General features: G+C 60.9%; 21 protein-coding genes. 9 read left to right on the plus strand and 12 right to left on the minus strand.

Annotated elements, in window-relative coordinates:
* Positions 1 to 11: 11 nt before the first annotated feature.
* The 5 genes from FIV35_RS06525 to FIV35_RS06545 form a co-directional block, all read right to left on the minus strand.
* Entirely contained in the window at positions 12 to 416 is a 405-nt protein-coding gene (locus FIV35_RS06525; RefSeq protein WP_034137160.1) for a DMT family transporter, read from the minus strand.
* The gene (locus FIV35_RS06530) at positions 413 to 793 is read right to left on the minus strand and encodes a DMT family transporter (RefSeq protein ID WP_034096107.1); all 381 of its coding nucleotides are present in this window, start codon (positions 791 to 793) and stop codon (positions 413 to 415) included. The genes FIV35_RS06525 and FIV35_RS06530 overlap by 4 nt, the downstream gene beginning before the upstream one ends.
* Entirely contained in the window at positions 790 to 1,710 is a 921-nt protein-coding gene (locus FIV35_RS06535) for an arginase family protein (protein ID WP_034096106.1), read from the minus strand. Before FIV35_RS06535 ends, FIV35_RS06530 begins: the two co-directional genes overlap by 4 nt.
* Before the next feature lie 184 nt (positions 1,711 to 1,894).
* Positions 1,895 to 2,548: a DsbA family oxidoreductase gene (locus FIV35_RS06540; RefSeq protein WP_034137159.1), complete on the minus strand. Its 654-nt coding sequence runs from the start codon at positions 2,546 to 2,548 to the stop codon at positions 1,895 to 1,897.
* A gap of 54 nt (positions 2,549 to 2,602) precedes the next feature.
* Positions 2,603 to 3,622 (minus strand): alpha/beta fold hydrolase, encoded by a 1,020-nt coding sequence (locus FIV35_RS06545; protein WP_034137158.1) that lies wholly within the window; start codon positions 3,620 to 3,622, stop codon positions 2,603 to 2,605.
* A 182-nt stretch (positions 3,623 to 3,804) separates the two neighbouring features.
* Here FIV35_RS06545 and metR point away from each other — a divergent pair, with 182 nt between their 5' ends.
* On the plus strand, positions 3,805 to 4,722 hold the full coding sequence (gene metR / locus FIV35_RS06550; protein WP_034096103.1) for a transcriptional regulator MetR: 918 nt from the start codon (positions 3,805 to 3,807) through the stop codon (positions 4,720 to 4,722).
* A gap of 228 nt (positions 4,723 to 4,950) precedes the next feature.
* Here the strand turns inward: metR and FIV35_RS06555 are convergent, their stop codons facing one another.
* Genes FIV35_RS06555 through nosR form a run of 3 tightly spaced genes read right to left on the minus strand, consistent with a single transcriptional unit; the run spans position 4,951 to position 7,225 of the window.
* Complete coding sequence (locus FIV35_RS06555; protein WP_034137157.1) at positions 4,951 to 5,457, minus strand: GNAT family N-acetyltransferase; 507 nt, start codon at positions 5,455 to 5,457, stop codon at positions 4,951 to 4,953.
* A 5-nt stretch (positions 5,458 to 5,462) separates the two neighbouring features.
* Positions 5,463 to 5,876, minus strand: a complete 414-nt coding sequence (locus FIV35_RS06560) for an NUDIX hydrolase (protein WP_034111939.1) — start codon at positions 5,874 to 5,876, stop codon at positions 5,463 to 5,465.
* A 47-nt stretch (positions 5,877 to 5,923) separates the two neighbouring features.
* Positions 5,924 to 7,225 carry a response regulator c-di-GMP phosphodiesterase, NosR family gene (gene nosR, locus FIV35_RS06565; RefSeq protein WP_034137156.1) on the minus strand — a complete coding sequence of 434 codons (1,302 nt, stop codon included), beginning with the start codon at positions 7,223 to 7,225 and terminating at the stop codon, positions 5,924 to 5,926.
* A gap of 180 nt (positions 7,226 to 7,405) precedes the next feature.
* On the opposite strand from nosR, the gene FIV35_RS06570 reads away from it, so the two are divergent.
* The 4 genes from FIV35_RS06570 to FIV35_RS06585 are packed head-to-tail and all read left to right on the plus strand — an operon-like array spanning position 7,406 to position 13,509.
* Complete coding sequence (locus tag FIV35_RS06570) at positions 7,406 to 9,304, plus strand: putative bifunctional diguanylate cyclase/phosphodiesterase (protein ID WP_034137155.1); 1,899 nt, start codon at positions 7,406 to 7,408, stop codon at positions 9,302 to 9,304.
* Positions 9,305 to 9,329: 25 nt separating this feature from the next.
* On the plus strand, positions 9,330 to 10,298 hold the full coding sequence (locus FIV35_RS06575) for a cytochrome-c peroxidase (protein ID WP_034137154.1): 969 nt from the start codon (positions 9,330 to 9,332) through the stop codon (positions 10,296 to 10,298).
* On the plus strand, positions 10,295 to 12,112 hold the full coding sequence (locus FIV35_RS06580; protein WP_034137475.1) for a DAHL domain-containing protein: 1,818 nt from the start codon (positions 10,295 to 10,297) through the stop codon (positions 12,110 to 12,112). Before FIV35_RS06575 ends, FIV35_RS06580 begins: the two co-directional genes overlap by 4 nt.
* Positions 12,109 to 13,509, plus strand: a complete 1,401-nt coding sequence (locus FIV35_RS06585) for an ATP-binding protein (protein ID WP_034137153.1) — start codon at positions 12,109 to 12,111, stop codon at positions 13,507 to 13,509. Before FIV35_RS06580 ends, FIV35_RS06585 begins: the two co-directional genes overlap by 4 nt.
* Before the next feature lie 31 nt (positions 13,510 to 13,540).
* On the opposite strand, the gene FIV35_RS06590 is transcribed toward FIV35_RS06585, so the two are convergent.
* Positions 13,541 to 13,909, minus strand: coding sequence for a hypothetical protein (locus FIV35_RS06590; RefSeq protein ID WP_143521047.1), 369 nt, complete (start codon positions 13,907 to 13,909; stop codon positions 13,541 to 13,543).
* Between the two features lie 447 nt (positions 13,910 to 14,356).
* On the opposite strand from FIV35_RS06590, the gene FIV35_RS06595 reads away from it, so the two are divergent.
* The 3 genes from FIV35_RS06595 (at position 14,357) to FIV35_RS06605 (ending at position 18,549) form a co-directional block, all read left to right on the plus strand.
* The gene (locus FIV35_RS06595) at positions 14,357 to 14,581 is read left to right on the plus strand and encodes a hypothetical protein (RefSeq protein ID WP_034137151.1); all 225 of its coding nucleotides are present in this window, start codon (positions 14,357 to 14,359) and stop codon (positions 14,579 to 14,581) included.
* Between the two features lie 15 nt (positions 14,582 to 14,596).
* Entirely contained in the window at positions 14,597 to 16,846 is a 2,250-nt protein-coding gene (locus FIV35_RS06600) for a glycoside hydrolase family 3 N-terminal domain-containing protein (protein WP_052198927.1), read from the plus strand.
* An 83-nt stretch (positions 16,847 to 16,929) separates the two neighbouring features.
* Entirely contained in the window at positions 16,930 to 18,549 is a 1,620-nt protein-coding gene (locus FIV35_RS06605; RefSeq protein WP_034137150.1) for an FMN-binding glutamate synthase family protein, read from the plus strand.
* 19 nt (positions 18,550 to 18,568) lie between these two features.
* Here FIV35_RS06605 and FIV35_RS06610 read toward each other — a convergent pair whose 3' ends face one another.
* From FIV35_RS06610 to FIV35_RS06620, 3 genes are read right to left on the minus strand one after another with little or no spacing between them, the layout of a single operon-like run.
* Positions 18,569 to 20,119, minus strand: coding sequence for a glycosyltransferase family 39 protein (locus FIV35_RS06610; RefSeq protein ID WP_052198926.1), 1,551 nt, complete (start codon positions 20,117 to 20,119; stop codon positions 18,569 to 18,571).
* Positions 20,112 to 21,077 carry a glycosyltransferase family 2 protein gene (locus tag FIV35_RS06615; protein ID WP_052198925.1) on the minus strand — a complete coding sequence of 322 codons (966 nt, stop codon included), beginning with the start codon at positions 21,075 to 21,077 and terminating at the stop codon, positions 20,112 to 20,114. Before FIV35_RS06615 ends, FIV35_RS06610 begins: the two co-directional genes overlap by 8 nt.
* A complete protein-coding gene (locus tag FIV35_RS06620; RefSeq protein ID WP_034137149.1) occupies positions 21,074 to 21,448 on the minus strand; it encodes a GtrA family protein in 375 nt (124 codons plus the stop codon). The genes FIV35_RS06615 and FIV35_RS06620 overlap by 4 nt, the downstream gene beginning before the upstream one ends.
* Before the next feature lie 225 nt (positions 21,449 to 21,673).
* Between FIV35_RS06620 and FIV35_RS06625 the strand changes: the two genes are divergently transcribed.
* Positions 21,674 to 22,807, plus strand: a complete 1,134-nt coding sequence (locus FIV35_RS06625; RefSeq protein ID WP_034137148.1) for an OpgC family protein — start codon at positions 21,674 to 21,676, stop codon at positions 22,805 to 22,807.
* Positions 22,808 to 22,822 lie beyond the last annotated feature (15 nt).

Genomic DNA, 22,822 nt, shown 5'->3' on the forward strand with positions numbered 1-22,822 from the left:
CCCCTCGACCATCAGTTCTCTTCGCCTTCGGCCAGCAAGGCGATACCGCCAATGATCACTGCAACCCCCACCCAGTGCAGCAGGCTGATATGTTCCCCCAGCCCCAGCCACGACCCCAACAGCACCACCACGAACACCAGCGAACTCAGGGGAAAGGCCAGGGACAAACTGCTGCGCCGCAGGATCAGCATCCACACGAAAAACGCGCCGATGTAGCAGGCAATCGCCGCCAGAATGCCAGGGTTATGCGCGACTTCCACCAGCCACTGCCAATTGAAATCCATCTGCCCCAGTTGATCGCCGGCGATCTTGGTAAACAGCTGGCCGGCGCTCTCGGTGCAGATCAGCAGGGCCCACAGCACCACCGTACCCAAGCGTTCGTGCAGCCAACCGGCATTGACGTTCTGCGTACTCATGCCTGCCCTCCTCCAATCGCCACCAGCATCACCCCTAACGTGATCACCAAGGTTCCCAGCCAACGCCGGCGGCTGACGGTTTCCCCCAGCACCAGTTTGCCGACCAGCACCACCCCGCAATACGCCAGCGCCGCCGCCGGAAACAGCAAGCTCAGCGGCGCGCGGGACAAAGCTTCGAGCCAGACGAAAAACTCGATCACATAGGCACCGATTCCCGCCCACAACAACGGCGCATTGAATACCTGCCCCCAGAACGCATTCAGGCGAAAGCCGCCCTCCAGCTCCGGCAAACGGTCCAGGCCCATCTTGAAACACAGCTGGCCGATCACATCGAGCACGATGGAAAACGCCACCAGCACCACTACGGTCAGGGTCACGGGAACAACTCCTCAAACAGTTCGATCAGGGCTTGATTGGTCGCGGCATTGCGCTGCAAGTCCTCAGGGCTCCAGCGCTCGGCGGGGGGTTGATCGGCCTTGGCCTCCCAGCGCTTGAACGCGTTGCTGAACGCTGGCGTGGCGAACTCGCCGCACACGTCGATGCCGATAATGCGTTTGCGCGCGGCCAAGGCGCGCAAGGCCTGGAGCAAGTGGGTCAGGCGCATGCCGCCCTGGTCCCAGTTGGTGGCCGCGTCTTCGCTGGCCAGCACGTCTTTATCAACGGTGATCCACACCGCTTCGGTGGGCAGGCTGCTGATCATCTCCTCAAGAAATGCGGTCCAATCCAGCTCCGCCAGGTTGCGCCAATACAGCTGGTCTTCACGCTGCTGATGCCCGGCGCCATCGCCGATCCGCCCCCACACTTTCGACGGCGCATGCTGCCAGGGAAACAGCTGTAACTGCCCACGCCTGAGGGCCCCCAGATTACCGCCGCGCAGTTGCGGGTTATGCAGGTCGTCACTGCATGGGCCGAGGGTGACGATGCGTTTGATCGCCGGCATTTTCAGCGCACGGTTGACCCACGAGCCGCAGTGACGCTTTGGTGCAAAACGCACCCAGTCGGGGTGATTGTCAAAGTGGATCAGGCTGACCGGCTCTTTCAAATCGGCCAGGAACGCCGGGGTGAGGTGGTGATAATCGCCGGAGCCGATAAACAGGATTTCCGGTCGCGCGTCGGTGGGCCGAGGCCGCTGGGCCAGGCGTTCGACGAAGCGCTTCCAGGTGTTTGCGGTGGACCACAGCCGCAGCTTGGGGCCCAGGTCCAGCAGGTCGATACGCGTGGCCTGGCCGCTGGCCAACCGCCGGGCAATCGGCGCCTGTGCAGTGAGGCTGTGGTCAAGATCGAGAATATTCAAGGCAGTGTTCCCCTAAGGCTTTAGGGGGTCAATGCAAGGCGCGGGCCAGCACTTACTCCATGCACACTGCCATACCCTGTGGGAGAGGGCTTGCCCTCGATAGGTGGTTGGAGCGCTACAAGCGCTGACTGACACTCAGCCATCGAATCGTCGCAGCGTCCCTCCCACCTTTGGAGAGGGGGCTCTAGTTTTTGGCTTCGTTGATGATCTGGCGAATCGCGCCCACAAAGGCTTCGGCCGGTTGGCCACCGCTCACGGCGTATTGGTCGTTGAACACGATGGTGGGCACCGAACTCACGCCCCGGGAAACCCACAGTTGCTCTTGCTCGCGCACGTCGGCGGCGTATTCGTCGCTGGCGAGAATCGCGGCCGCGCGCTGGATATCCAGGCCGACGCTTTCGGCGATGATCGCCAGGGTGGCGTGGTCGGAGGGGTTCTGCTGGTCGGTGAAGTAAGCCTTGAACAACGCTTCCTTGAGGTTGTATTGCAAGCCTTCAAGGCCGGCCCAATGCAGCAGGCGATGCGCATCGAAGGTGTTGTAGATGCGGCTTTGGCCATCGGTGCGAAAGGCAAAGCCCAACGCCGCGCCCAGATCGCGGATGCGCGCGCGATTGGCCTGGGACTCTTCGGCGCTGGAGCCGTATTTCTCGGTGATGTGTTCGACGATGTTCTGCCCTTCGGCCGGCATGTTCGGGTTGAGTTCGAACGGCTGAAAGTGGATCTCGGCCTGTACCTCGGCGCCCAGTTTGTCCAGGGCATCGGTCAGGCCGCGCAGGCCGATGATGCACCAGGGGCAAGACACATCGCTGACGAAATCGATTTTCAGGGGAGTACTCATGCTAGGCAACCTCGCAGGCCATATGCGCCATAAAGGTTGCACCATACACCAATGTCACAACACCTTCGAAGGCGCCGCGGGCTCGATGCGTGCCCAGTGCGCGGCATCCTCGCGATGGGCTTGCAGGTACGGCAACACCGCCGTCAGCAGCGGCGCCTTGAACGCTTCCTGAAACCTATGGGCCATGCCTGGGATCAGCTTCAACTGGCTACCCTGGATATGCGCCGCCAGGTGCACGCCGTGCATCACCGGCAGCAACGGGTCGGCGGTGCCGTGGACCACCAGGGTCGGCACGCGCAGTTGGTTGAGCAAGGGCACGCGGCTGGGTTCGGCGAGGATCGCCATGATCTGGCGCTTCACACCTTCGGGGTTGAACGCGCGATCATAGGACAGCGCCGCCTGGTGCAGCAGAGCCTGGCGATCGTCCTTGATATTTGGGCTGCCCAGTGCCGCCAGCAGATCGGCCTGTTGCTCCAGAGCGACTTCGCGACTGGGCGCGCTGCGCCGCGACAACAACTGCACAAGCGCCGCGTTCGGCGCCGGCAGCCCTTCGGCGCCGGAGCTGGTCATGATCAGGGTGAGGCTCTCGACCCGCTGCGGCGCCATGGCCGCCAGGTGCTGGGCGATCATGCCGCCCATGCTGGCGCCGAGTACGTGAAATTGCTGGATCTGCAACGCGTCCATAAGGCCCAAGGCGTCGTCGGCCATATCGGTCAGGGTGTAGGGCGCCGCCACCGGCAGGCCGAGCTTGTAGCGCAGCACTTCAAAAGTCAGGTTGGCGCTGGCCGGCGCCTGGCGCCAAGTGGACAGGCCGACATCACGGTTGTCATAGCGGATCACCCGAAAGCCTTGCTGACACAGGGCGACTACCACTTCATCCGGCCAATGGATCAGTTGACCGCCCAGGCCCATCACCAACAACAAGGCCGGGTCCGAAGCCCGGCCAATGCTTTGATAGGCAAGGCTCACCTGATCCAGATCGACCGTTTGGGTCGGGACGTTGATATCGCAACGGGAGGCCGCAGAAGACGGCAGGCCGAACAGCAAGGCGGCCAATAAAAACAACACACGCATGAAAAACACCAAAACGCAGAACCCCAGTAGAGCGCGAGTCTGATGAAGTTTGTTCAAGCGCGCTGCCACAGTTCCATGACAGTTTGATGAAGAGTGCCCGGCGGTCATAGTCGACATGCTTTGCAACATGAGCCAAACTCACGCCATCGCACTTCAACACAAATTACCCTCATGGAGAGCCCGTGCTCGAAATCCGTCACTTAAAGACCCTGCACGCCCTGCGCGAAGCCGACAGCCTGGTGGAAGCCGCCGAGCGCCTGCATCTGACGCAATCGGCGCTGTCCCACCAGTTCAAGGAGCTGGAGGAACGCCTGGGCATGCCGCTGTTCGTGCGCAAGACCAAACCGCTGCGCTTCACCAGCGCCGGCCTGCGCCTGCTGCAATTGGCTGATGCCACCCTGCCCTTGCTGCGCGGCGCCGAGCGCGATATCGCGCGCCTGGCCGGGGGCACCGCCGGGCGCTTGCACATGGCGATCGAATGCCACAGTTGCTTCCAATGGCTGATGCCGACCATCGACCAGTTCCGCGACGCCTGGCCGGAAGTCGAGCTGGATTTGGCCTCCGGTTTTGCCTTCGCCCCGCTGCCGGCCCTGGCCCGTGGCGACCTGGACCTGGTGGTGACCTCCGACCCGCTGGAGCTGCCGGGCATCACCTATGTACCGTTGTTCACCTACGAGGCGATGCTGGCCGTGGCCAACCAGCATGCGCTGGCGAACAAGTCGTATATCGTGCCGGAAGACTTGCTCAGCGAAACCCTGATCACCTACCCGGTGGAACGCGACCGCCTGGACATCTTCACGCGCTTTCTGGAACCGGCCGACGTGGAACCGGCCCAGGTGCGCACCTCCGAGCTGACGGTGATGATGATGCAACTGGTGGCCAGCGGCCGTGGCGTGTGCGGCATGCCCCATTGGGCGCTGCATGAATACAGCTCGCGCGGCTACGTAAAGGCCAAGCGCCTGGGTGAGAAAGGGTTGTTCGCGACGTTATACGCCGGCATTCGCGCCGACATGTTGGATGCGCCGTATATGCGCGACTTCCTGCTGACGGCCAAGGACACGTCGTTTTCCACGTTGGACGGGGTGAGTGCGGTGCGCTGATGGGGCGGGTCTGCCGACACAGCGTTACTGGCCAGCCGTCAGGATTTGTGTAGATGCCTAAGAGCATCGGGGGCAAGCCCCCTCCCACCGTTGATAGTCATTGCCTGGGCTGGATCACATGGCGCACCACCGCGCAGTTTGCGGCATGCCAATCCAAATGCCTCCTCAGTACTAACTGAAAGAACCGTCTAAAAATGCGGGAGGGGCTTGCCCCCTCCCACACTGGCCTCAGTTAACACCGAGTTCGCGCCACATGTGGATCTTGTCGAAGTAGTCCTCCCCCACTCGCACCGCCAGCGGTTCCAGGCCGTATTGGATAAAGCCGCAGCGTCGGTACAGCGTGAACGCTGCGATGTTGCCGGCGGTTACGGTGAGTTGGATGACTTTAAGGCGCGGGTGCCGCCGTGCTTCGGCCAGCGCCGCTTCCACCAGCCGGCGGCCCAGCCCCTGTTGCTGGGACGGCGTGGTCACGTACATGCCGAACAACGTGACCTTGTGCCGCGCTTTTTCCCGGGGTTCGAAGGCCAGGCCGACAATCCCGGCCAATCGCTCGCCATCAAAACCGCCCAGCAGGCGATCCAGCGGGTTGTCGAGGCGCTTTTGCCACCAGCTCAAGGGCATGGCGGCGCGTTCGGCCACGCTGGAGGTGAATGCCTGGGGGTAGGTGTCGTAAGCCTCCAACATCAAGGCCCGATAAGCCTCGGCATCCTCGGCCCCCAGCGCACGGATCAGCATGGGCGTCAGGCCGGTGTGGCCAGGGACGAGCGATAGAACGGCAGGATCAGGTCACGGGTCAGGGGCGCCAGGACCAGGCCGCCGTCACCGGCCGGGTCGATCCAGCGCACTTCCTCGATCTCGGCGGCGGGGGCCACGGGTACGTCGATGTTGACCTGGAACAGCTCGGCTTCCACGGTGCAACCCGGCTCGTTAGCCGCCGGGGCAGAGAAGTGGCCCAGGTAGGCCGCCGCTTCAGGGTCGATACGCAGGTTCAGTTCCTCGAACAGCTCACGGGCCAGTGCTTCGGCGGGTTGCTCGCCGGCGTCGATCTTGCCGCCCGGTTGCATAAAAGCCTGGGTGCCGCGCTTGCGCACCAGCAGGGTCTGGCCGTCGTCGCCGATCAGGAGGGCGGCGGCGATGCGGATAGTGGTGGACATACGATAAAAACCTTGCATTCAAATCAGTGAAAATCACCGCCCAAGGCTCACGCCTCGTCCGGTTCCTTGATAAAGACGCTGTACTTGGCCCCCTCCATCGCCTCGAACGCAATCAGCTTGTCCACCAGCGGTAAGTTCAGCACCTTGCCAGCGTTGAGCAGCAGCATGCCGTTGTCGGCGTTGAGGTTACGCGCCAGGATCATACCGTCCTGCAGTTCGCGGGTGGTCAGCACCTTGACGGTCGGGTCGCCCAGGGTCACGTCGCTGAGGAAGGTGGCGCAGGCCTGCACAAAGCCCTCGATCAACTCGGGATCATACAGACGCCCGGCGTATTTGCGGATGAACAACAGCGCTTCGTCGCTGTTCATTTGCCGCTCCAGGATCAGGCCTTTTTGCAGTTCGATAAAGTCCACCGCCAGTTTCAGCAGGCGCGAACCGAAGGGAATCGCATCACCCTTGAGGTGATCGGGAAAGCCGCTGCCGTCCCAGCGCTCCTGATGATGACGGATGATCCGCGCGGCATCTTTCATCGGTTCTAGGGTCATCAACAGCGATTCGCTCTGGGTCGGATAACCGCGATAGCGCTCACGGTCGGTGCTGTGCAGCTTGTCCGCCGGTTCCATCAGCATGCTGTCGGTCCAGCTCAGCTTGCCGATGTTGTAAAGCGCGGCCGCCATGGCCAGATCGCGGGCACTGGACTCATCGATGCTCTGAGCGGCGCAATACACGCGTACCAGTTCGATCAGCGCGCGGTTGGTTTGCTTGTTCTTGGGCAAGCGCAGGTTGGCCAGCAGCGAAAACACTTCGGTGCCGGTCACGTAGCTGCGCTTGAGCTCGTCGTAGGCCAGGTCGAGCATATCGGCGGTCTGCTGCAACTCGCTGGTGCGCGCCGCCACGCGTTTTTCCAGGGTGGCGTTCAATTGCTTGAGCTGCTCGTTCTGAACCTGGGTCAGACGCTCCAAGCGCTGATGCTCCAGGGTCTGGCGCAAGACCAGCTGCAGTTCTTCGTCGTTCCAGGGCTTGCTGATGTAGCGGTGGATCTGCCCTTCGTTGATCGCCTTGACGATCGTCGGCAGGTCGGCGTAACCGGTGAGCAGGATGCGGCTGGTGCCGGGGTACAGCCGATGGACCTCGGCCAGTAGTTGCGCGCCGTCCATGCCCGGCATCCGCGCGTCGCTCATCACCAGGTCGATGGGTTGGGCGGCCATGATGTCCAGGGCCTGGGCGCCGCTGCCCGCCAGCACCACGTCGAAAGGCTGGCCGCGCAGCAGGCGGCGCAGGCTGTTTAGGATCGACTCTTCATCGTCGACCAACAAAATCGTGGGTTTCGTCGCCAGTTGTTCATCCATGCCTACGCGCCTTCAAATTAAACGGAATTGAGCTAAATTGAACCGTCGTGCCAAGCCACTTTCCCTCGCCCGAGGCGCGGGATCGATTTGACGCCAACTGGCCATCAATTTCAAGGTAGCTCGGCTATGCTGTCACAGTAGTCGGCCCCCCCAAGAAGTGAAACCAGGGAAGGAATCGTTATGCCGTCGAGCCTTTTGCCAGCGCGGAATGCAGACTCAACTCGGGCCAACCGCCGCATTCTGATCGTTGACGATACTGCGTCGATCCACGAGGATTTCCGCAAGATCCTGTGCGCCGACACCCACGCCGAGCCGTCTCTGGATAGCCTTGAGGAAACCCTGTTCGGCACCCCCGCTGCTCCACGCCAGGTGTTCGAGCTGGATTCGGCCTACCAGGGCCAGGAAGCGCTGGCACTGGTGAGCCAGGCCCTGGCCGCCAACGCCCCCTATGCCATGGTGTTTATCGATATGCGCATGCCGCCCGGCTGGGATGGCCTGCAAACCATCGAACAGCTGTGGAACGTCGACCCCAACCTGCAGATCGCGCTGTGCACGGCGTATTCCGACTATTCCTTCGAGGCCATCGAGGCACGGCTGAAGTACAACGACCAGTTGCTGATCCTGAAAAAGCCGTTCGACCACTTGGAGATCCGCCAGATGGCCAGTGCGCTGACGTGGAAATGGCAACTGGCTCAGGACGTGGCCCGCAAGGTGAGCGGCCTGGAGCGCACCATCGAAGAACGGGTGCAGGAACTGCTGAAAGTCTCGCACCTGCTGCAATACGACGCGCTGACCGAGCTGCCCAACAGCACGCTGCTGGGGGACCGCCTGACCCAGGCCATCGCCCTTGGCCGGCGGCACGACACGCAACTGGCGGTGATGTTCATCGGCCTCGACCGCTTCAAACGCATCAACAATGCCCTGGGCTATCCGGTGGGCGACGAAGTGCTGCAACAGGTCAGCCACAGCCTGGTGGCAACGGTGCGCGACTCCGATTCGGTGTTTCGCTACGGTTCCGATGAGTTTGTGATCGTGCTCCACGACGTCCAGCACCCTCAGCAAACCCAACACATCGCCGACAAAGTGCTCAGGACCATCAGCGCGACGCGGCATGTGGCCGGGCATGACCTGAGCGTCACCGCGAGCCTGGGCATCAGCATCTACCCCAATGACAGTTGCAACGCGGTGGAATTGATCAAGCACGCCGAAACCGCCATGCACACCAGCAAGGAGCGCGGCGCGAACGATTTCAGTTTTTACACCGAAGATATGAACCTGCGCGCCCAACGCCAGCAAAACCTGGAGAGCGCGATTCGCCATGCCCTGGAACGCGATGAATTTGTGCTGCACTACCAGCCCAAACTGGACCTCAGGTCCGGGCGCATCGTCGGCGCGGAGGCGCTGATACGCTGGTTTCAACCGCGCTCGGGGTGGGTCAGCCCGGCCGATTTCATCCCGGTGGCCGAGGACAGCGGCCTGATCGTGCCGTTGACCCAATGGGTGCTGCGCCAGGCTTGCGAGCAGGCGCAAGCCTGGCGCAGCATGGGCTTGCCGCCGTTGTGCATGTCAGTGAATGTCTCGCCCATCGACTTTCGCCAGCGCGATTTCGTCGACAATCTGGCCGCGATCCTCAAGCAAAGCGGCCTGCCGCCCGCTCGGCTGGAGCTGGAAATCACCGAAAGCGTGCTGATGCAGAACGTCGATGAAACCGTGGACATCCTGCAAAAGATCAAAGCCATGGGCGTGCGCCTGGCGCTGGATGACTTCGGTACCGGTTACTCCAGCCTCAGTTACTTGCGGCGCTTTCCCATCGATGTGTTGAAAATCGACCAGTCGTTTGTGCGCGGCCTGAACGTAAATAGCCAGGACGCGCAACTGATCAGCGCTATCATCGGCATGGGCAAAAGCCTGGAACTGAACATCATTGCCGAAGGGGTCGAGACCGTCGAGCAGCTGAACTTCCTGAAAACCCAGCAGTGCGAAGAGGGCCAGGGCTTTCTGTTCAGCAAGGCCGTGCCGCCCAAGGATTTCGCGCACATGCTGCAAGTAGGCAGCGCCACACTGATGCCCACCCCATAGCCCCATGCCTGCAAGGAGTGCTCGCTTGAGCGAAGTCTCACGTTACCGTTTCGGCGTCATGCTGGTGTTGTGGTCGGGGCTGGTTCAGCCGCTGTCGGCTGCACCGTTGAATGAGGCGCTCAAACCGCTGCCGCCGGTGCCCACCCTGGACCCGGCCAAAGTCGAGCTGGGCCGCCGACTGTTCAATGAACCGCGCCTGTCGGTCAATAACACGTTGTCATGCGCCAGCTGCCATCACCTGGAAACCGGAGGCGCCGACAACAAGCCGTTTTCCATGGGCTTCGACGGCAAGCCGGTGGCGATCAATACCCCGTCGGTGTTTAACGCCAGCCTGAATTTCAAACAGTTCTGGAACGGCCGGGTGGATACCCTGCAAGCCCAGATCGAACAGGTGGTGATCAGCCCGGCGGAAATGGGCAGCGACTGGAACACCGTGGTGCAGAACCTTTCCGCACTGCCCGACTACCAGGCCGCGTTCAAACAGACCTACGCCGACGGGGTCACGGCCGCCAATGTGCAGAATGCCCTGGCCACCTACGAGCAAACGCTGCTGACCCCCAATTCGCGCTTCGATCAGTACCTGCTGGGCAACACCGAGATCCTGACGACCCAGGAAAAGTACGGCTACCAGCGCTTCAAGGATTACGGCTGTATCGCCTGCCATCAGGGCATCAACATCGGCGGCAATATGTTCCAGAAGTTCGGCGTGATGGGCGACTACTTCAAAGCCCGCGGCAACCCGGTCGAAGCCGACTTGGGCCGGTACCTGGTGACCCAGGACGAGGAAGACCGCCATGTGTTCAAAGTGCCGAGCCTGCGCAATGTGGCGGTGACCGCGCCGTATTTTCACGATGCCTCGGCCAAGACTCTGGAAGAAGCCGTCGACGTGATGTTCAAGTACCAGTTGGGACGTAATCCGAACCAGGAAGACAAAGACTTGATCGTGCAGTTTCTCAAGACGCTGACCGGTGAATGGGCGGGCAAGCCACTATGACGACTCAGTCGCGCCGTCGCTTTACCCAGGTCGTGCTTGGCCTGGTGACCCTGCTGCTCGCCTCGACTCTGGTGTTTCTGTACCTGAAGGCCGCTCGTGACCAGACCGCCAGCTACACCCAGTCGCGGGACTTGATCCGCCAACTGCAACAACTCAATGCGCAGTGGGACAGCGAAGTGCTCAAGGCCAGGATCGCGATCACCCACAACTATGATCCCCTGGTCACGCCCCTCACGGAGATGACGCGGATCTGGGCCGAATTGAACAGCCGCGACACCTACCACAACCCAACCGATCTGAGCAGTTGGCAGGCCACGCAAGCCGCTTACCAGACGGCAATGCAGGAAAAAGCCCGGCTGGTGGATCAGTTCAAATCCCACAACGCGGTGCTGCGCAATTCCCTGGCGTTCCTGCCAACCGCCGAAGACGACATCCAGGCCCAGTTCAATCGCCTTGACGACGAAGGTCGGCTGCAGTTGCAAGGCGTGGCCACCGACACCTACGACCTGCTGCTCAGCAGCCTGGAATTCGCTCAAGTCACCAGTGACGATCGGGCTGCCGACATCCTGGTGGGCCTGGGCAAACTGGCTACCAATAAGGAACAGCTACCGAGCGAATTCCAGGGCCCGGTGGAACTGCTGAGCAATCACATTTCGCTGATCCTGCGCGAACAACCGGTGGTCAACAACCTTCTTGAGCGGATTGCCGACGTGCCCGTGGCCGAACGCCTGGACGACCTGACCACCCACCTCGACCAGGACCAGCAGGCAGCCGACCGCATTGACCATCAGTACCACCGCTATCTGCTGATTTTCTCGACCTTGCTGGTGGCGATGCTGCTCTACCTGGCCGTGCGCCTGTTGCGCAGTTTCGCCGAGATCAACCGGGTCAACCGCCAATTGCAGGCCGCCAACGAAACCCTGGAACAACGCGTGGAGCGGCGTACCCAGCAGCTCAAGGATGCCCAGAGCGAACTGCTCGACAGCGCGCGCCAAGCCGGCATGGCCGAAATCGCGACCAACGTGCTGCATAACGTGGGTAACGTGCTCAACAGCGTGAACATCTCCGCCGACCTGGTAACCCGCAAACTGCGCAGCAGCAAAGCGCTGGGGCTGGGCAAGGCCATGCAGTTGATCAATGAGCACAAGGCCGACCTGGGTACCTTTCTCACTGAAGATGAGAAAGGCAAGCTGCTGCCCGGTTACCTCAACCAACTGGTGGACGCCATCGCCGTGGAGCAGCAGGGCATGACCGATGAGTTGGCGCAGTTGAGCAAAAGCGTGGACCACATCAAAGACATCGTCTCCACCCAGCAATCCTATGCCGGCGCCGCCACGCTGCTGGAGCCGGTGCATATCAGCGACCTGATGGAGGACGCCCTGCGCATGAACGCCGGCGCCTTGAGCCGGCATCACGTCACGGTGGTAAAGGAATATGCGCCCGTGCCGGAAATCCTCGCCGACAAACATCGCCTGCTGTTGATCATGGTCAACCTGATCAGCAACGCCAAGTACGCTATGTCCAATCTCAACGACCGCCCGAGGCAGATGACGCTCAAAGTCCAGGCACTGGCCGACAACACCTTGCAGATCAGCGTGAAAGACGACGGTGAAGGCATCCCCGCCGAGAACATGACGCGGATCTTCACCCACGGTTTTACCACTCGCAAAGAAGGCCACGGCTTCGGCCTGCACAGCTGCGCGCTGGCCGCCGTCGAAATGAGTGGCCAGCTCAGCGCCCACAGCGACGGGCCTGGCCTGGGCGCGATCTTTACCCTGACGATTCCCATGACCCCAGCCGGAAGTCCTGCATGAACCAGCCTCCCAATCGACGCATCCTGTTGATCGACGACACGCCGTCGATTCACGACGATTTCCGCAAGATCCTGATGCCGACCGTTGAGACCAACCAGGCTCTCGACGATCTGGAATCGGCGCTGTTCGGCGACACTGATAAAGCCGAGGTCCAGGCGTTCGAATTGCACTCGGCCTATGGCGGCGAAGAAGGCCTGCAATTGCTCAGCGCGGCCATGGCGGACAAGCGCCCCTACGCCCTGGCGTTCGTCGATATGCGCATGCCTCAGGGCTGGGACGGCGCCAAGACCATCGAAGAGTTATGGAAAGTCGACCCCGGCCTGCAAGTGGTGGTGTGCACGGCTTATACGGATTACTCCTGGGATGACCTGCTGTACCGCCTCAAAGGCCATGATCGCCTGCTGATCCTGAAAAAGCCCTTCGACAACATCGAAGTGCAACAGATGGCCAACACGCTCTCCAACAAGTGGGACATGGCCCGCCGCGCCTCCTTACAAACCAGCCACCTGGAGCAACTGGTGGCGCAACGCACCCTGGCGCTGACCCAGACCAGCGAAGCGTTGCAACTGGAAATCGACGAGCGCAAGCAGTTGGAGAGCCAACTGGTGCAGTCGGAAAAACTCGCGTCCCTGGGGCAACTGGCGGCCGGCGTGGCCCATGAGATCAACAACCCGGTGGGGTTTATCTCCTCCAACCTCAGCACCCTCGACAGCTACTTCAATCAGTTGCAGCAGATGCTCGATGCCTACCGGCAGGTCGAGGACAGCCTCGCCTCGGCCGAACAGCGCGATGCACTCAAAACCCTGCGCAATGAACTGGAGCTGGACTTTCTCAAGGAAGACATTCCCATCCTGATCAAGGAGTCCAAGGAAGGCATCGGGCGAGTGGTGCAGATCGTCAAGGACCTGAAAAACTTCTCGCGGGTGGACAATGACCAGACCTGGCAATGGGCCAATCTGCAACAGGGCATCGACTCCACCCTCAACATCGTCGCCAGCGAGCTCAAGTATAAGGCCGACGTGATCAAGCACTACAGCGCGTTGCCGGAAATCGAATGCCTGGCCTCGCAACTTAACCAAGTGGTGATGAACCTGGTAATCAACGCCGCCCAGGCCATGGGCCCCGAGCGAGGCACGATCACCATCAGCAATGGGGTGGAGGGCGATAACGTGTGGCTGGAAGTCGCCGATAACGGCTGCGGCATTGCGCCCGAAACCGTGCAGAAAATCTTCGATCCGTTCTTCACCACCAAACCAGTGGGGGAAGGCACGGGGCTAGGGCTGTCACTGTCCTACGGCATTATCAAAAAGCACCACGGCGATATTTCCGTGCGCAGCGAGCCGGGCAAGGGCACGACGTTTCGCGTGGTGCTGCCGATTCGGCAGACGGCGGCCTGAGGAGCCGCCGTCCAGTCACGGCACAGCGCGCTCAGACCAGGTTCGCGAGCACCGACTTGACGGACTCGGGCGTCGACGCGTTGTGCTTCACGGCTTGCCCGTAGCCTTTGAAAATCGACACCACATCCTTGTTCGCCGCGCCTTCAATGGCGGTCCCCAGACCGTCCACCAAAGTCTTGTCCAAACCACTGACCAGCCCCTTTACCACACCGTCCAGGCCTTTATCCGCACCGGCCACGCCGCTGAGCATGTTGCTCAAGCCTGGGATAAACCACGTGTGCTGGGCAATGTCGCCAGCCAACTTCTGTAAGCCGCTCTTGTCCGTTGAGGCCTGTACCGTGGGCTGACCCAAGGCGGGCTGGTCCTGCGTACTGCTTTTGCGCTCCAGCATAGCTTTCATGAGAGGGTTATCGCGGATTTGCCGATCGTGAGGCGGCGAGGCTTCAGAAACCGTCGAAGATGTCGGCTGGGTAATGGCGGGCGTTGGGATAGCCGCCTTCATGGCTGGGACGAGAGCCGATTGCACAAGCGGATGGGTAAGGGCAGAACTTATATTCATGAGCGACTCACGGACAGAGGAGCGAATGGGATGCAGCGCTGGCGCACCCTGCGTTCCCCTAGTTGGTCGACGAGCGCCGGGAAGTTCCATGCTCCAGGTGCCAACTGACCTTGAAACAATCTCAGAAAAGCGCGCGCCCACCGCTCGTCTGAAACACCTGCAAAGCTGTTATTTCTGACAGTAGACACTCTGCCCTTCCCGCTCAAAACTTCAGGCAAGCAGCACGGTTGCTTGCCTGCGTCGTACCGATCGTGGTGCCTGGATTTCTATCTTCAAGGAAAGACCAGCATGTCTACACGCCGCGAGTTTCTGACGTACGCTTCGCTGGCCGCACGCCTGCCAGCCCTGAATCCGACAGCCCTGGCGGCCGAGCACGCCAGCCCCTTTTCTTTCGAACAATTGGTCGAACAGGCGCAAGCCGACGCCTTGAAATCCTATAGCTATCCCAGCAACGCCTCGGCCGCGCGACTGGCCAGGCTCGCCGACAGCCCGGCGCACGCTCTGGCCAGCTGACAACGACCCGCCGTCATGAACCTTTACCGTCAATTAGCCCTGCTCTACCTGGCGCTCAGCATAAGCGTCGGCGTGCAGGCCACCGAGCAGGACCCGGTGGAAGACCTGCTGCGGCAGATGACGCTGGAAGAAAAAATCGACCAGCTCAGCCAGTTGGGTGTCCAGATCACCCCGACCGGTCCGGTCATCAATAACGGGCAGTTGCCGCCGGCGTCCATCAACACCGTCGGTTCGGTGCTCGGCGCCTACGGTGCTGAGCAGACCCGGCAGTTGCAGGAGCAGGCCGTCACCCAATCGCGCCTGCATATCCCGCTGTTGTTTGCCTATGATGTGATCCACGGTTTCCGCACGATATTTCCCGTGCCACTGGCGGAGGCCGCGGCTTGGGACACCGACCTTGCCTACCGCACCGCCCGTGCCGCCGCCATCGAAGCCACGGCCAGCGGCGTGCATTGGACCTTTGCACCCATGGTCGATATTGCCCGCGACCCGCGCTGGGGCCGTGTGGTGGAAGGCGCCGGTGAAGACCCCTTTCTCGGTGCCGCGATGGCTGAGGCCAAGGTCCGGGGGTTTCATGGCGCAGGCCCCTCGGACAATTCTTCGATGCTGGCGACCGCCAAACACTTCGTGACCTACGGCGCGGCGGAAGGCGGCCGCGACTACAACGGCGCCGACCTGTCGGAGCGCACCTTGCGCGAGGTGTATTTGCCGCCGTTCCGCGCAGCGGTGGCGGCCGGAGTCGATGGGATCATGCCGTCGTTCAACGAGTTGGCCGGAATTCCCCTGCACAGCCACAAGGCGCTGCTGACCGGTGTATTGCGGGATGAGTGGCGGTTCGACGGTCTGATCGTCAGTGACTACAACGCCATCTGGGAACTGAACCAGCATGGCATCATCGCTGTGCCGGCCGATGCGGCACGGCTGGCGTTCACCGCCGGGGTGGACATTGAAATGGCCAGCCAGACCTACCGACAGTACTTGCCCTCACTGGTGCGCGCGAGTCAGGTGTCTTTGGCCACCGTGGACGAGGCGGTGCGCCGCGTGCTCAAGGCCAAGCAACGCCTGGGACTGTTTGCCGACCCCTACCGCTACAGCGATGAAGCTCGGCAACGGGCCAATCTGCTCACACCGCAGCACCGTGCCTTGGCACGGGAGGCCGCGCAGAAATCCATCGTACTGCTGAAAAACACCGACGCGCTGCTGCCGTTGCCCAAGAGCCTGCGCAAGGTGCTGGTGGTCGGCAGCCTGGCCACGGACGCCGAAAGCACACTCGGGCCATGGCCAGGGGTGGGACTGGCCGCGGACTCCATCACGGTGCTGCAAGGCATTCGCAGCGCCGTCGACCCAGACACCGAGGTGATTTACCTGCCCGGCACTGCGCCCAACAGCGAACAAATCGAGGATTTGCGCTCGATCCGCCAGGCCGCCCGCTCTGCCCAGGTGGTGGTTGCCGTGCTTGGCGAAAGCGCCAACCAGAGTGGTGAAGCGCGCAGTCGCACGCATCTGGGCTTGCCCGGCGCCCAGGACGCGCTGTTGCGCGAGCTGCTGGCTACGGGCAAACCCGTGGTCATCGTGCTGATGAACGGGCGCCCGCTGGTGTTATCCGACACCGTTGCCCAGGCTCCGGCGCTGCTGGAGACTTGGTTTCTGGGCAGCGAAACGGGGCACGCGGTGGCCGATATTCTGTTCGGTGACGTCAACCCAAGCGGCAAACTGCCCATCACCTTTGCCCGTAACGTCGGGCAAATCCCCCTCTACTACGCCTATAAAAACACCGGTCGCCCGCCCAGTGGCGAGGGCCTGTACACCTCCACTTATATTGATTCACCGTGGACTGCGCTGTACCCGTTCGGCTTCGGCCTGAGCTACACCACGTTCAGCTACGCCACGCCACACCTCAGCGCCGACCGGATTGCCTCCACCGACACGCTGACGGTGCAAGTGAACGTCACCAATACCGGCCAGCGCGCAGGCGACGAAATTGTGCAGTTGTACCTGCGCGATGACGTCGCCAGTGTGACCCGGCCGGTCCGCCAGTTACGCGGTTTTCGCAAAGTCCACCTGGCCCCCGGTGAAACGCGCACCGTGAGTTTTACCCTGGACGCGCAGGATTTTGCCTTGCTCGACGAGCACTGGAGACCGATGGTCGAGGCCGGCCGCTTCAGCGTGTTCGTCGGGGCCGACTCGACCACCGACAACCAGGCGCGGTTCGAGGTCACGGACAGCCGCGTGCTGTCTGGCGCGGGGCCGTCCGGGCGGCCTTGAGTGCAAGCGGCGGTTGTCTGGGCCTTCGTTAGCGGCGCAGAATGCCGCACCGACCTGTAAGAGTCCGACCTCAAGGAACCCGTATGAGCCTGTCCTTGCTAAGCCGTTACGCCTTCTTTGCCGTGTGCGTCCTGTTCACCCTTGCCAGCCTGCCGTTCCTTCACTATGAGTGGGTGTGGCCGATCACGTTGGTCACCGGCGCGCTGAGCCTGATCGGCATTTTCGACCTGTTGCAAAGCCCTCACGCGGTGCGCCGCAACTACCCGATCCTGGGCAATATCCGTTACCTGGTGGAGGCCATCCGCCCGGAAATCCGCCAGTACCTGCTGGAGTCCGACAGCGACGCCCTGCCCTTCTCCCGCGCCCAGCGTTCGCTGGTGTACTCGCGGGCCAAGAACGAGACCGCCGACAAACCCTTCGGCACCTTGATCGATGTGTACCAGTCCGGCTTCGAATTTATCGGCCACTCCATGCGCCCCGCTCCCTTGAGCGACCCCAGCGCGTTCCGTGTGATGGTCGGCGGCCCGCAATGCACACAGCCGTATTCGGCGTCGGTATTCAATATCTCGGCGATGAGCTTTGGCTCGTTGAGCGCCAACGCAATCCGCGCGCTGAACCAGGGCGCCAAGCTCGGTAATTTCGCCCATGACACCGGCGAAGGCAGTATCAGCCCTTACCACCGCGAACACGGCGGCGACCTGACCTGGGAACTGGGCAGCGGCTACTTCGGTTGCCGCACCAGCGACGGCCGTTTCGACCCGGAGCGCTTCGCCGTGCAGGCGCAGAACCCCCAGGTGCGCATGATCGAAATCAAGATGAGCCAGGGCGCCAAACCCGGCCATGGCGGCATCCTGCCTAAACACAAAGTCACCCAGGAAATTGCCGACACCCGCGGTATCCAGATGGGCGAGGACTGCATCTCGCCGTCACGCCACAGTGCGTTTTCCACGCCGATCGAGCTGATGCAGTTCATCGCCCAATTGCGTGAACTGTCCGGCGGCAAACCGGTGGGCTTCAAGTTTTGCCTGGGCCACCCATGGGAATTCATGGGCATCGCCAAAGCCATGCTGGAAACCGGCATCCTCCCGGACTTTATCGTGGTCGACGGCAAGGAAGGCGGCACCGGCGCCGCACCTGTGGAGTTCACCGACCATATCGGTGTGCCGCTGCGCGAAGGTTTGCTGTTCGTGCACAACACGCTGGTGGGCCTGAACCTGCGCGACAAAATCAAAATCGGCGCCAGCGGCAAAATCGTCAGCGCGTTCGATATCGCCAGCGTGCTGGCCATCGGCGCCGACTGGGCCAACTCGGCGCGCGGCTTTATGTTCGCCATCGGTTGCATCCAGTCCCAAAGCTGTCACACCAATAAGTGCCCGACCGGCGTCGCCACCCAGGACCCGTTGCGCCAACGTGCTCTGGTAGTACCGGACAAGGCCCAGCGCGTATTCAACTTCCACCGCAACACCCTCAAGGCCCTGGCCGAAATGCTCGCGGCGGCGGGGCTGGATCACCCCTCGCAGCTGTCGGCCAAACACCTGGTGCGGCGCATGTCGGCGACGGAGATCAAGTTGTTCTCGCAGTTGCATGTGTTCCTCAAGCCTGGCGAGTTGCTCACCGGCGAAGTGAATGGCGAGTTCTATTCGCGCATGTGGCAGATGGCGCGAGCGGATAGTTTTGAGCCGCTAGAAGCTGAGGCTGCCTGAGCCCTCCACGGTGAGCCCGCTAAGGGCTGCCTGCCGTTTTTTGCACGGGTGCATCCTGTCGACGGATGACAAAGAGTTCGGCCTTGGCTGCACCCACCGTAAGCGTCTGCAACAATTGCCAGTGATCGGGGAGCTTGTGGGTTGAGCTCCCGCCCCACACCCCATCCATCAACCAGACTCTGCCTGAGCCCGTGGTGAGCGACTCCAACCGTTCCACGTAGACTCGATCCGCGTGTTCGTTGAAGAGTGTCCACACCTGGTAGCCATCGGGGCGGCTAGACGTTCCATCACTGTTCAACGGCGTGTAATACATCGGGAGCGTGTCACCTTTAAAGTAATAAACCATCGGTAGCTGCAAGAAAAAATTCAGTACCAGCAGGCCATCTTGCGAAACAGAGTGCGACTTCACCTCGCTCGCCAGGCGATTGAACTGGTTGAACTCCTGCAGGTTTTGCGGATTTTTTGCGTATACGACAGACAGCCCATCAATCTGTATATAGGCCACCAACGCCAGTACTGTTAAAAAAACAACATATGAGCGTTCTAACAACCGGTCCAGCACCGCAGCCGCAATCATCGAGTAGGCAAAGGCACACATTTGGAAGTAACGGTAGACAAAGAGCGGCTTGAAGATTGAAACGACGATAATCAACCCTATCGGTCCCCACGCCATCGTTACCAACAACGCGTACTTTTTCCCCAGCCTGTTGCCTTCAATAACAATGAAAACAGACATGAGCATTAACAGCACTGCCAAGCTATAGAAGGTGACGGGCGCATACCCTGTGCCTTCATTAGCATTGAGGAACTGCCAAAATACGCCGAAAATTGTTTTGATTTCCGACGCGGGTATCCAGTCAAAGCCTGAATACTTCATTTGTTGTATAAGGCTAGGCAACCAAGGGATAAACATCAGCGCGATGGCAGCATTGGCGACCCACCACGAAGGCCTCATAAGACAACGCTCCCCTTTAGGTTGCGTACTCGTCAAAAACGCCAGGTACAACCAATGCGCGAAAGCACATGTTACGGTGAAATAGTGCGTATAAAGCCCAGCCACCATCAGCAGGCAATAAGCGATCAGCCACCGTCGCCGGTGCGGTTGTTCAAGCCACATTACTAAAGCGATCATTGCCCCAAGCATAAATGTGGCATATAGCACATACATGCGTACTTCCTGGCTGTAGCGCACGGCCATCGGCAACAGGGCAACCAGCAGGCCGCCCAGCATCATCGCCCGCCAGCCGGCCAGTAAACGCATCAACCACATGGCCAGTACCACATTGACAATGCCGAATATCACACTCAGTAGACGCGCAGTATGAACACCGTCGCCAAAGAGAAGCATCCACCCGTGCAATATCAAATAAAACAGTGGCGGATGAACATCACGCGCCGTGTGATACAGGATATCGGGGAGTGATTTGGCACTGAGGATCAGACTAAATGCTTCATCGGTCCAGATACCTGACTTATCAATATCGTGCAGCCTCACCCAGGCGCCGACTAGCAGGATACAGCCACCGAGCACGATCGTTTTATGCTTGTTTTTTAAATAATCGCTAAACATGCTTGCCTCCTTGCACGGTATTTTCCGGCTGTTCTCTCACGCCGAATTGACTGGCAATCACGTACTTCGGCCGATGCTTGGCCTCCATATATATCCGCCCCACATACTCGCCCAGAATCCCAATCCCAATCAGTTGCACCCCGCCCAAAAACAAAATCGCCGTCATCAACGACGGATACCCTGGCACCGGGTTGCCAAACAGCCATTTATCCAGCACCAACCACCCGGCATACACCAGCGCCAGCAGCGAAATACACCCGCCGATATAACTCCACAGCCGCAACGGCAAGGTGCTGAACGACGTGATGCCATCCATTGCCAGGTTCCACAGTTTCCAGGCGTTGAACTTGCTTTGGCCGACAGCGCGCGGCGCACGGTCGTACTCGACGATGGCCACGGTGAAACCGGCCCAGGACAGCACGCCTTTCATGAACAGCTGTTGCTCGGGCAAGGCTTTGATCACGTCCACCACCTTGCGGTCCATCAAGCGGAAGTCGCCGACGTTTTCTTCGATGTGGGTGTAGGCGATGCGGTTGAGCAGGTGATAGAACATCGACGCACTGTGGCGTTTGAGGTAGCCATCGCTGGAGCGGTTGCGACGTTTAGCCAGCACCACATCGGCGCCTTTTTGCCATTCGGCGAGCAGTTGCGGCACCACCTCGATGGGGTCTTGCAGGTCGACATCCATGGGGATCACGGCGTCACCCGACGCGTATTCCAACCCAGCGAACAGGGCGGCTTCCTTGCCGAAGTTGCGGGAAAAGTTGATCAGCACCACATCGCGGTCGCCCAAGGCCAGCGCCTTGGCGTACTCGGCGGTGCGGTCGGTGCTGCCATCGTTGATCAATAGGATCTCGACCGTGTAGGCAGCCAGGGCTGGCTGTTGTCGCACCGTACGATAGAACAGCTGCACGGCTTGCTCTTCATTGAACAGCGGCACCACCAGCGAGAGCCTCATCGATCACGCTCGCGAAACACGACCCAGCGTGACAGCAAGAAACCGCACACCAGGCTTACCAAAGAAAACACCATCACGGTCACGATCCCCGGTGCGTTCCAGCGGTCCGCCAAGGCGCCCACGCCCAGGCTCAAGGCGCCCATGCACAGCATGAACAGCGCGTAACGCGGCAACGACGCCGGCATAGCAAAAGTGAAGACAGCATTCACGTAGAAGGAAAAGCTTGCCGCGAGGCAAAAGGCCAGGAAATTGCTCAGCGTCTGGGTCAGACCAAACGCAGTCCTGAAAATGAAGAACAGCTGCCAGTGGATCACCGTATTGGCGGCGCCAATCACTGAATAGCTCAAGAAGCCTTTCCATAGCCTGGCCATGTCGTTGCTCGTTTGCGACTCGGCCCAGCAAGCCACGAAGGCCGTGGCCCGTCTACTGTCAGAATTAACAGGTGGCGCACGCAAACAATTGAGACATTCAGTAATACCCAGGCTTTGCAATTGCTTACAAATACCGCCAACCTGCGCGCGCCCGACAGGCGGCGTACGACATCAGCCTCGTCGACCTGTCCTTATTCCATCCTTTTTGTTCAAGAGCCCGCTGCCATGCTGAACGGACGCGACCCACGCATCGATTTTTTTCGGGGCCTGGCGTTGATCTTCATTTTCTGGGATCACGTCCCCCACAATCCCCTCGGCCAGATCACCCTGCGCAACATCGGTTTCAGCGACGCGGCCGAGGTCTTTGTGTTCCTCGCCGGTTATGCCTCGGTGCTGGCCTACAGCAAGGTGATGGAGCGCGAGGGCTATGGCATGGCCTGCCTGAAAATCCTGCGCCGGGCCTGGGTGCTGTATGTGGTGCATATCTTCCTGCTGGCGATGCTGATGGGCATCGTGTTCTTCGCCAACAGCCATGTGGAAACCCGCGACCTGGTACAGGAAATGGGCCTGACGCACTTCATCACCAACCCGCAGCAGGCGCTGACCGACGAGTTATTGCTGCGCTTCAAACCCAATCTGATGGACCCACTGCCGCTGTATATCGTGCTGTTACTTGGGCTGCCGCTGGTGCTGCCGGCGTTGGTGCGTGTGCCGCTGGCGGTGGTGGCCGTGTCGCTGACGGTGTACCTGCTGGCGCCAAAACTGGGTTGGAACCTGGCGGCGATTGCCGACGGTGTGTGGTACTTCAACCCGGTGACCTGGCAACTGCTGTTCGTGCTCGGCGGCGCCGCGTCGATCCATGCTCGCCGGCCCCACACGCCCGATCCGCGAGCATTGTCGCGCCAGCCCGTGTTTATGGTCGCGGCGGCGTACAGCTTGCTGGCGGCAGTGATTACCTTGTCGTGGCGCTGGCCGCAGATTCACGATGCGCTGATGCCGACGCTGCTCAACGAGTGGTTGTACCCGATCAGCAAGACCGACTTGTCGCCGGTGCGCCTGCTGCATTTTCTGGCGTTGGCCTATGTCACCGCCAAGCTGTTGCCCACCCACGGCTGGACACAGAACTGGCCGGCCCAGCAGTGCTGCCGCATGGGGCGTCATTCGCTGGAAGTGTTTTGCCTGGGGGTATTGCTGGCGCCATTGGCGGACATGCTCAACGCCCAAGTCAACGATGCCTGGCCGATGCAGATCTTCAGTGCGTTGCTGGGGTTGCTGTTGATGGCGGCGCTGGCGGCCTGGCTGGAATTCAATCAGCGTTTGAGCGCGCCACGGCCGGCGCCCTTGGGCGCCAGCCGCTGACGCAAACCGGCGACC

The sequence above is a fragment of the Pseudomonas rhodesiae genome (assembly GCF_007858255.1).
In the GTDB taxonomy this organism is placed as follows: domain Bacteria; phylum Pseudomonadota; class Gammaproteobacteria; order Pseudomonadales; family Pseudomonadaceae; genus Aquipseudomonas; species Aquipseudomonas rhodesiae.

Coding starts and splice junctions, on each gene's coding strand:
- FIV35_RS06585 (WP_034137153.1), top strand. CDS start 12,109: ATGAACCAGCCTCCCAATCGACGCATCCTGTTGATCGACGACACGCCG.
- FIV35_RS06605 (WP_034137150.1), top strand. CDS start 16,930: ATGAGCCTGTCCTTGCTAAGCCGTTACGCCTTCTTTGCCGTGTGCGTC.
- FIV35_RS06625 (WP_034137148.1), top strand. CDS start 21,674: ATGCTGAACGGACGCGACCCACGCATCGATTTTTTTCGGGGCCTGGCG.
- FIV35_RS06615 (WP_052198925.1), bottom strand. CDS start 21,077: ATGAGGCTCTCGCTGGTGGTGCCGCTGTTCAATGAAGAGCAAGCCGTG.
- FIV35_RS06580 (WP_034137475.1), top strand. CDS start 10,295: ATGACGACTCAGTCGCGCCGTCGCTTTACCCAGGTCGTGCTTGGCCTG.
- FIV35_RS06540 (WP_034137159.1), bottom strand. CDS start 2,548: ATGAGTACTCCCCTGAAAATCGATTTCGTCAGCGATGTGTCTTGCCCC.
- FIV35_RS06590 (WP_143521047.1), bottom strand. CDS start 13,909: ATGAAAGCTATGCTGGAGCGCAAAAGCAGTACGCAGGACCAGCCCGCC.
- FIV35_RS06570 (WP_034137155.1), top strand. CDS start 7,406: ATGCCGTCGAGCCTTTTGCCAGCGCGGAATGCAGACTCAACTCGGGCC.
- FIV35_RS06595 (WP_034137151.1), top strand. CDS start 14,357: ATGTCTACACGCCGCGAGTTTCTGACGTACGCTTCGCTGGCCGCACGC.
- FIV35_RS06620 (WP_034137149.1), bottom strand. CDS start 21,448: ATGGCCAGGCTATGGAAAGGCTTCTTGAGCTATTCAGTGATTGGCGCC.
- FIV35_RS06555 (WP_034137157.1), bottom strand. CDS start 5,457: ATGCTGATCCGTGCGCTGGGGGCCGAGGATGCCGAGGCTTATCGGGCC.
- FIV35_RS06560 (WP_034111939.1), bottom strand. CDS start 5,876: ATGTCCACCACTATCCGCATCGCCGCCGCCCTCCTGATCGGCGACGAC.
- FIV35_RS06545 (WP_034137158.1), bottom strand. CDS start 3,622: ATGCGTGTGTTGTTTTTATTGGCCGCCTTGCTGTTCGGCCTGCCGTCT.
- nosR (WP_034137156.1), bottom strand. CDS start 7,225: ATGGATGAACAACTGGCGACGAAACCCACGATTTTGTTGGTCGACGAT.
- FIV35_RS06610 (WP_052198926.1), bottom strand. CDS start 20,119: ATGTTTAGCGATTATTTAAAAAACAAGCATAAAACGATCGTGCTCGGT.
- FIV35_RS06525 (WP_034137160.1), bottom strand. CDS start 416: ATGAGTACGCAGAACGTCAATGCCGGTTGGCTGCACGAACGCTTGGGT.
- FIV35_RS06600 (WP_052198927.1), top strand. CDS start 14,597: ATGAACCTTTACCGTCAATTAGCCCTGCTCTACCTGGCGCTCAGCATA.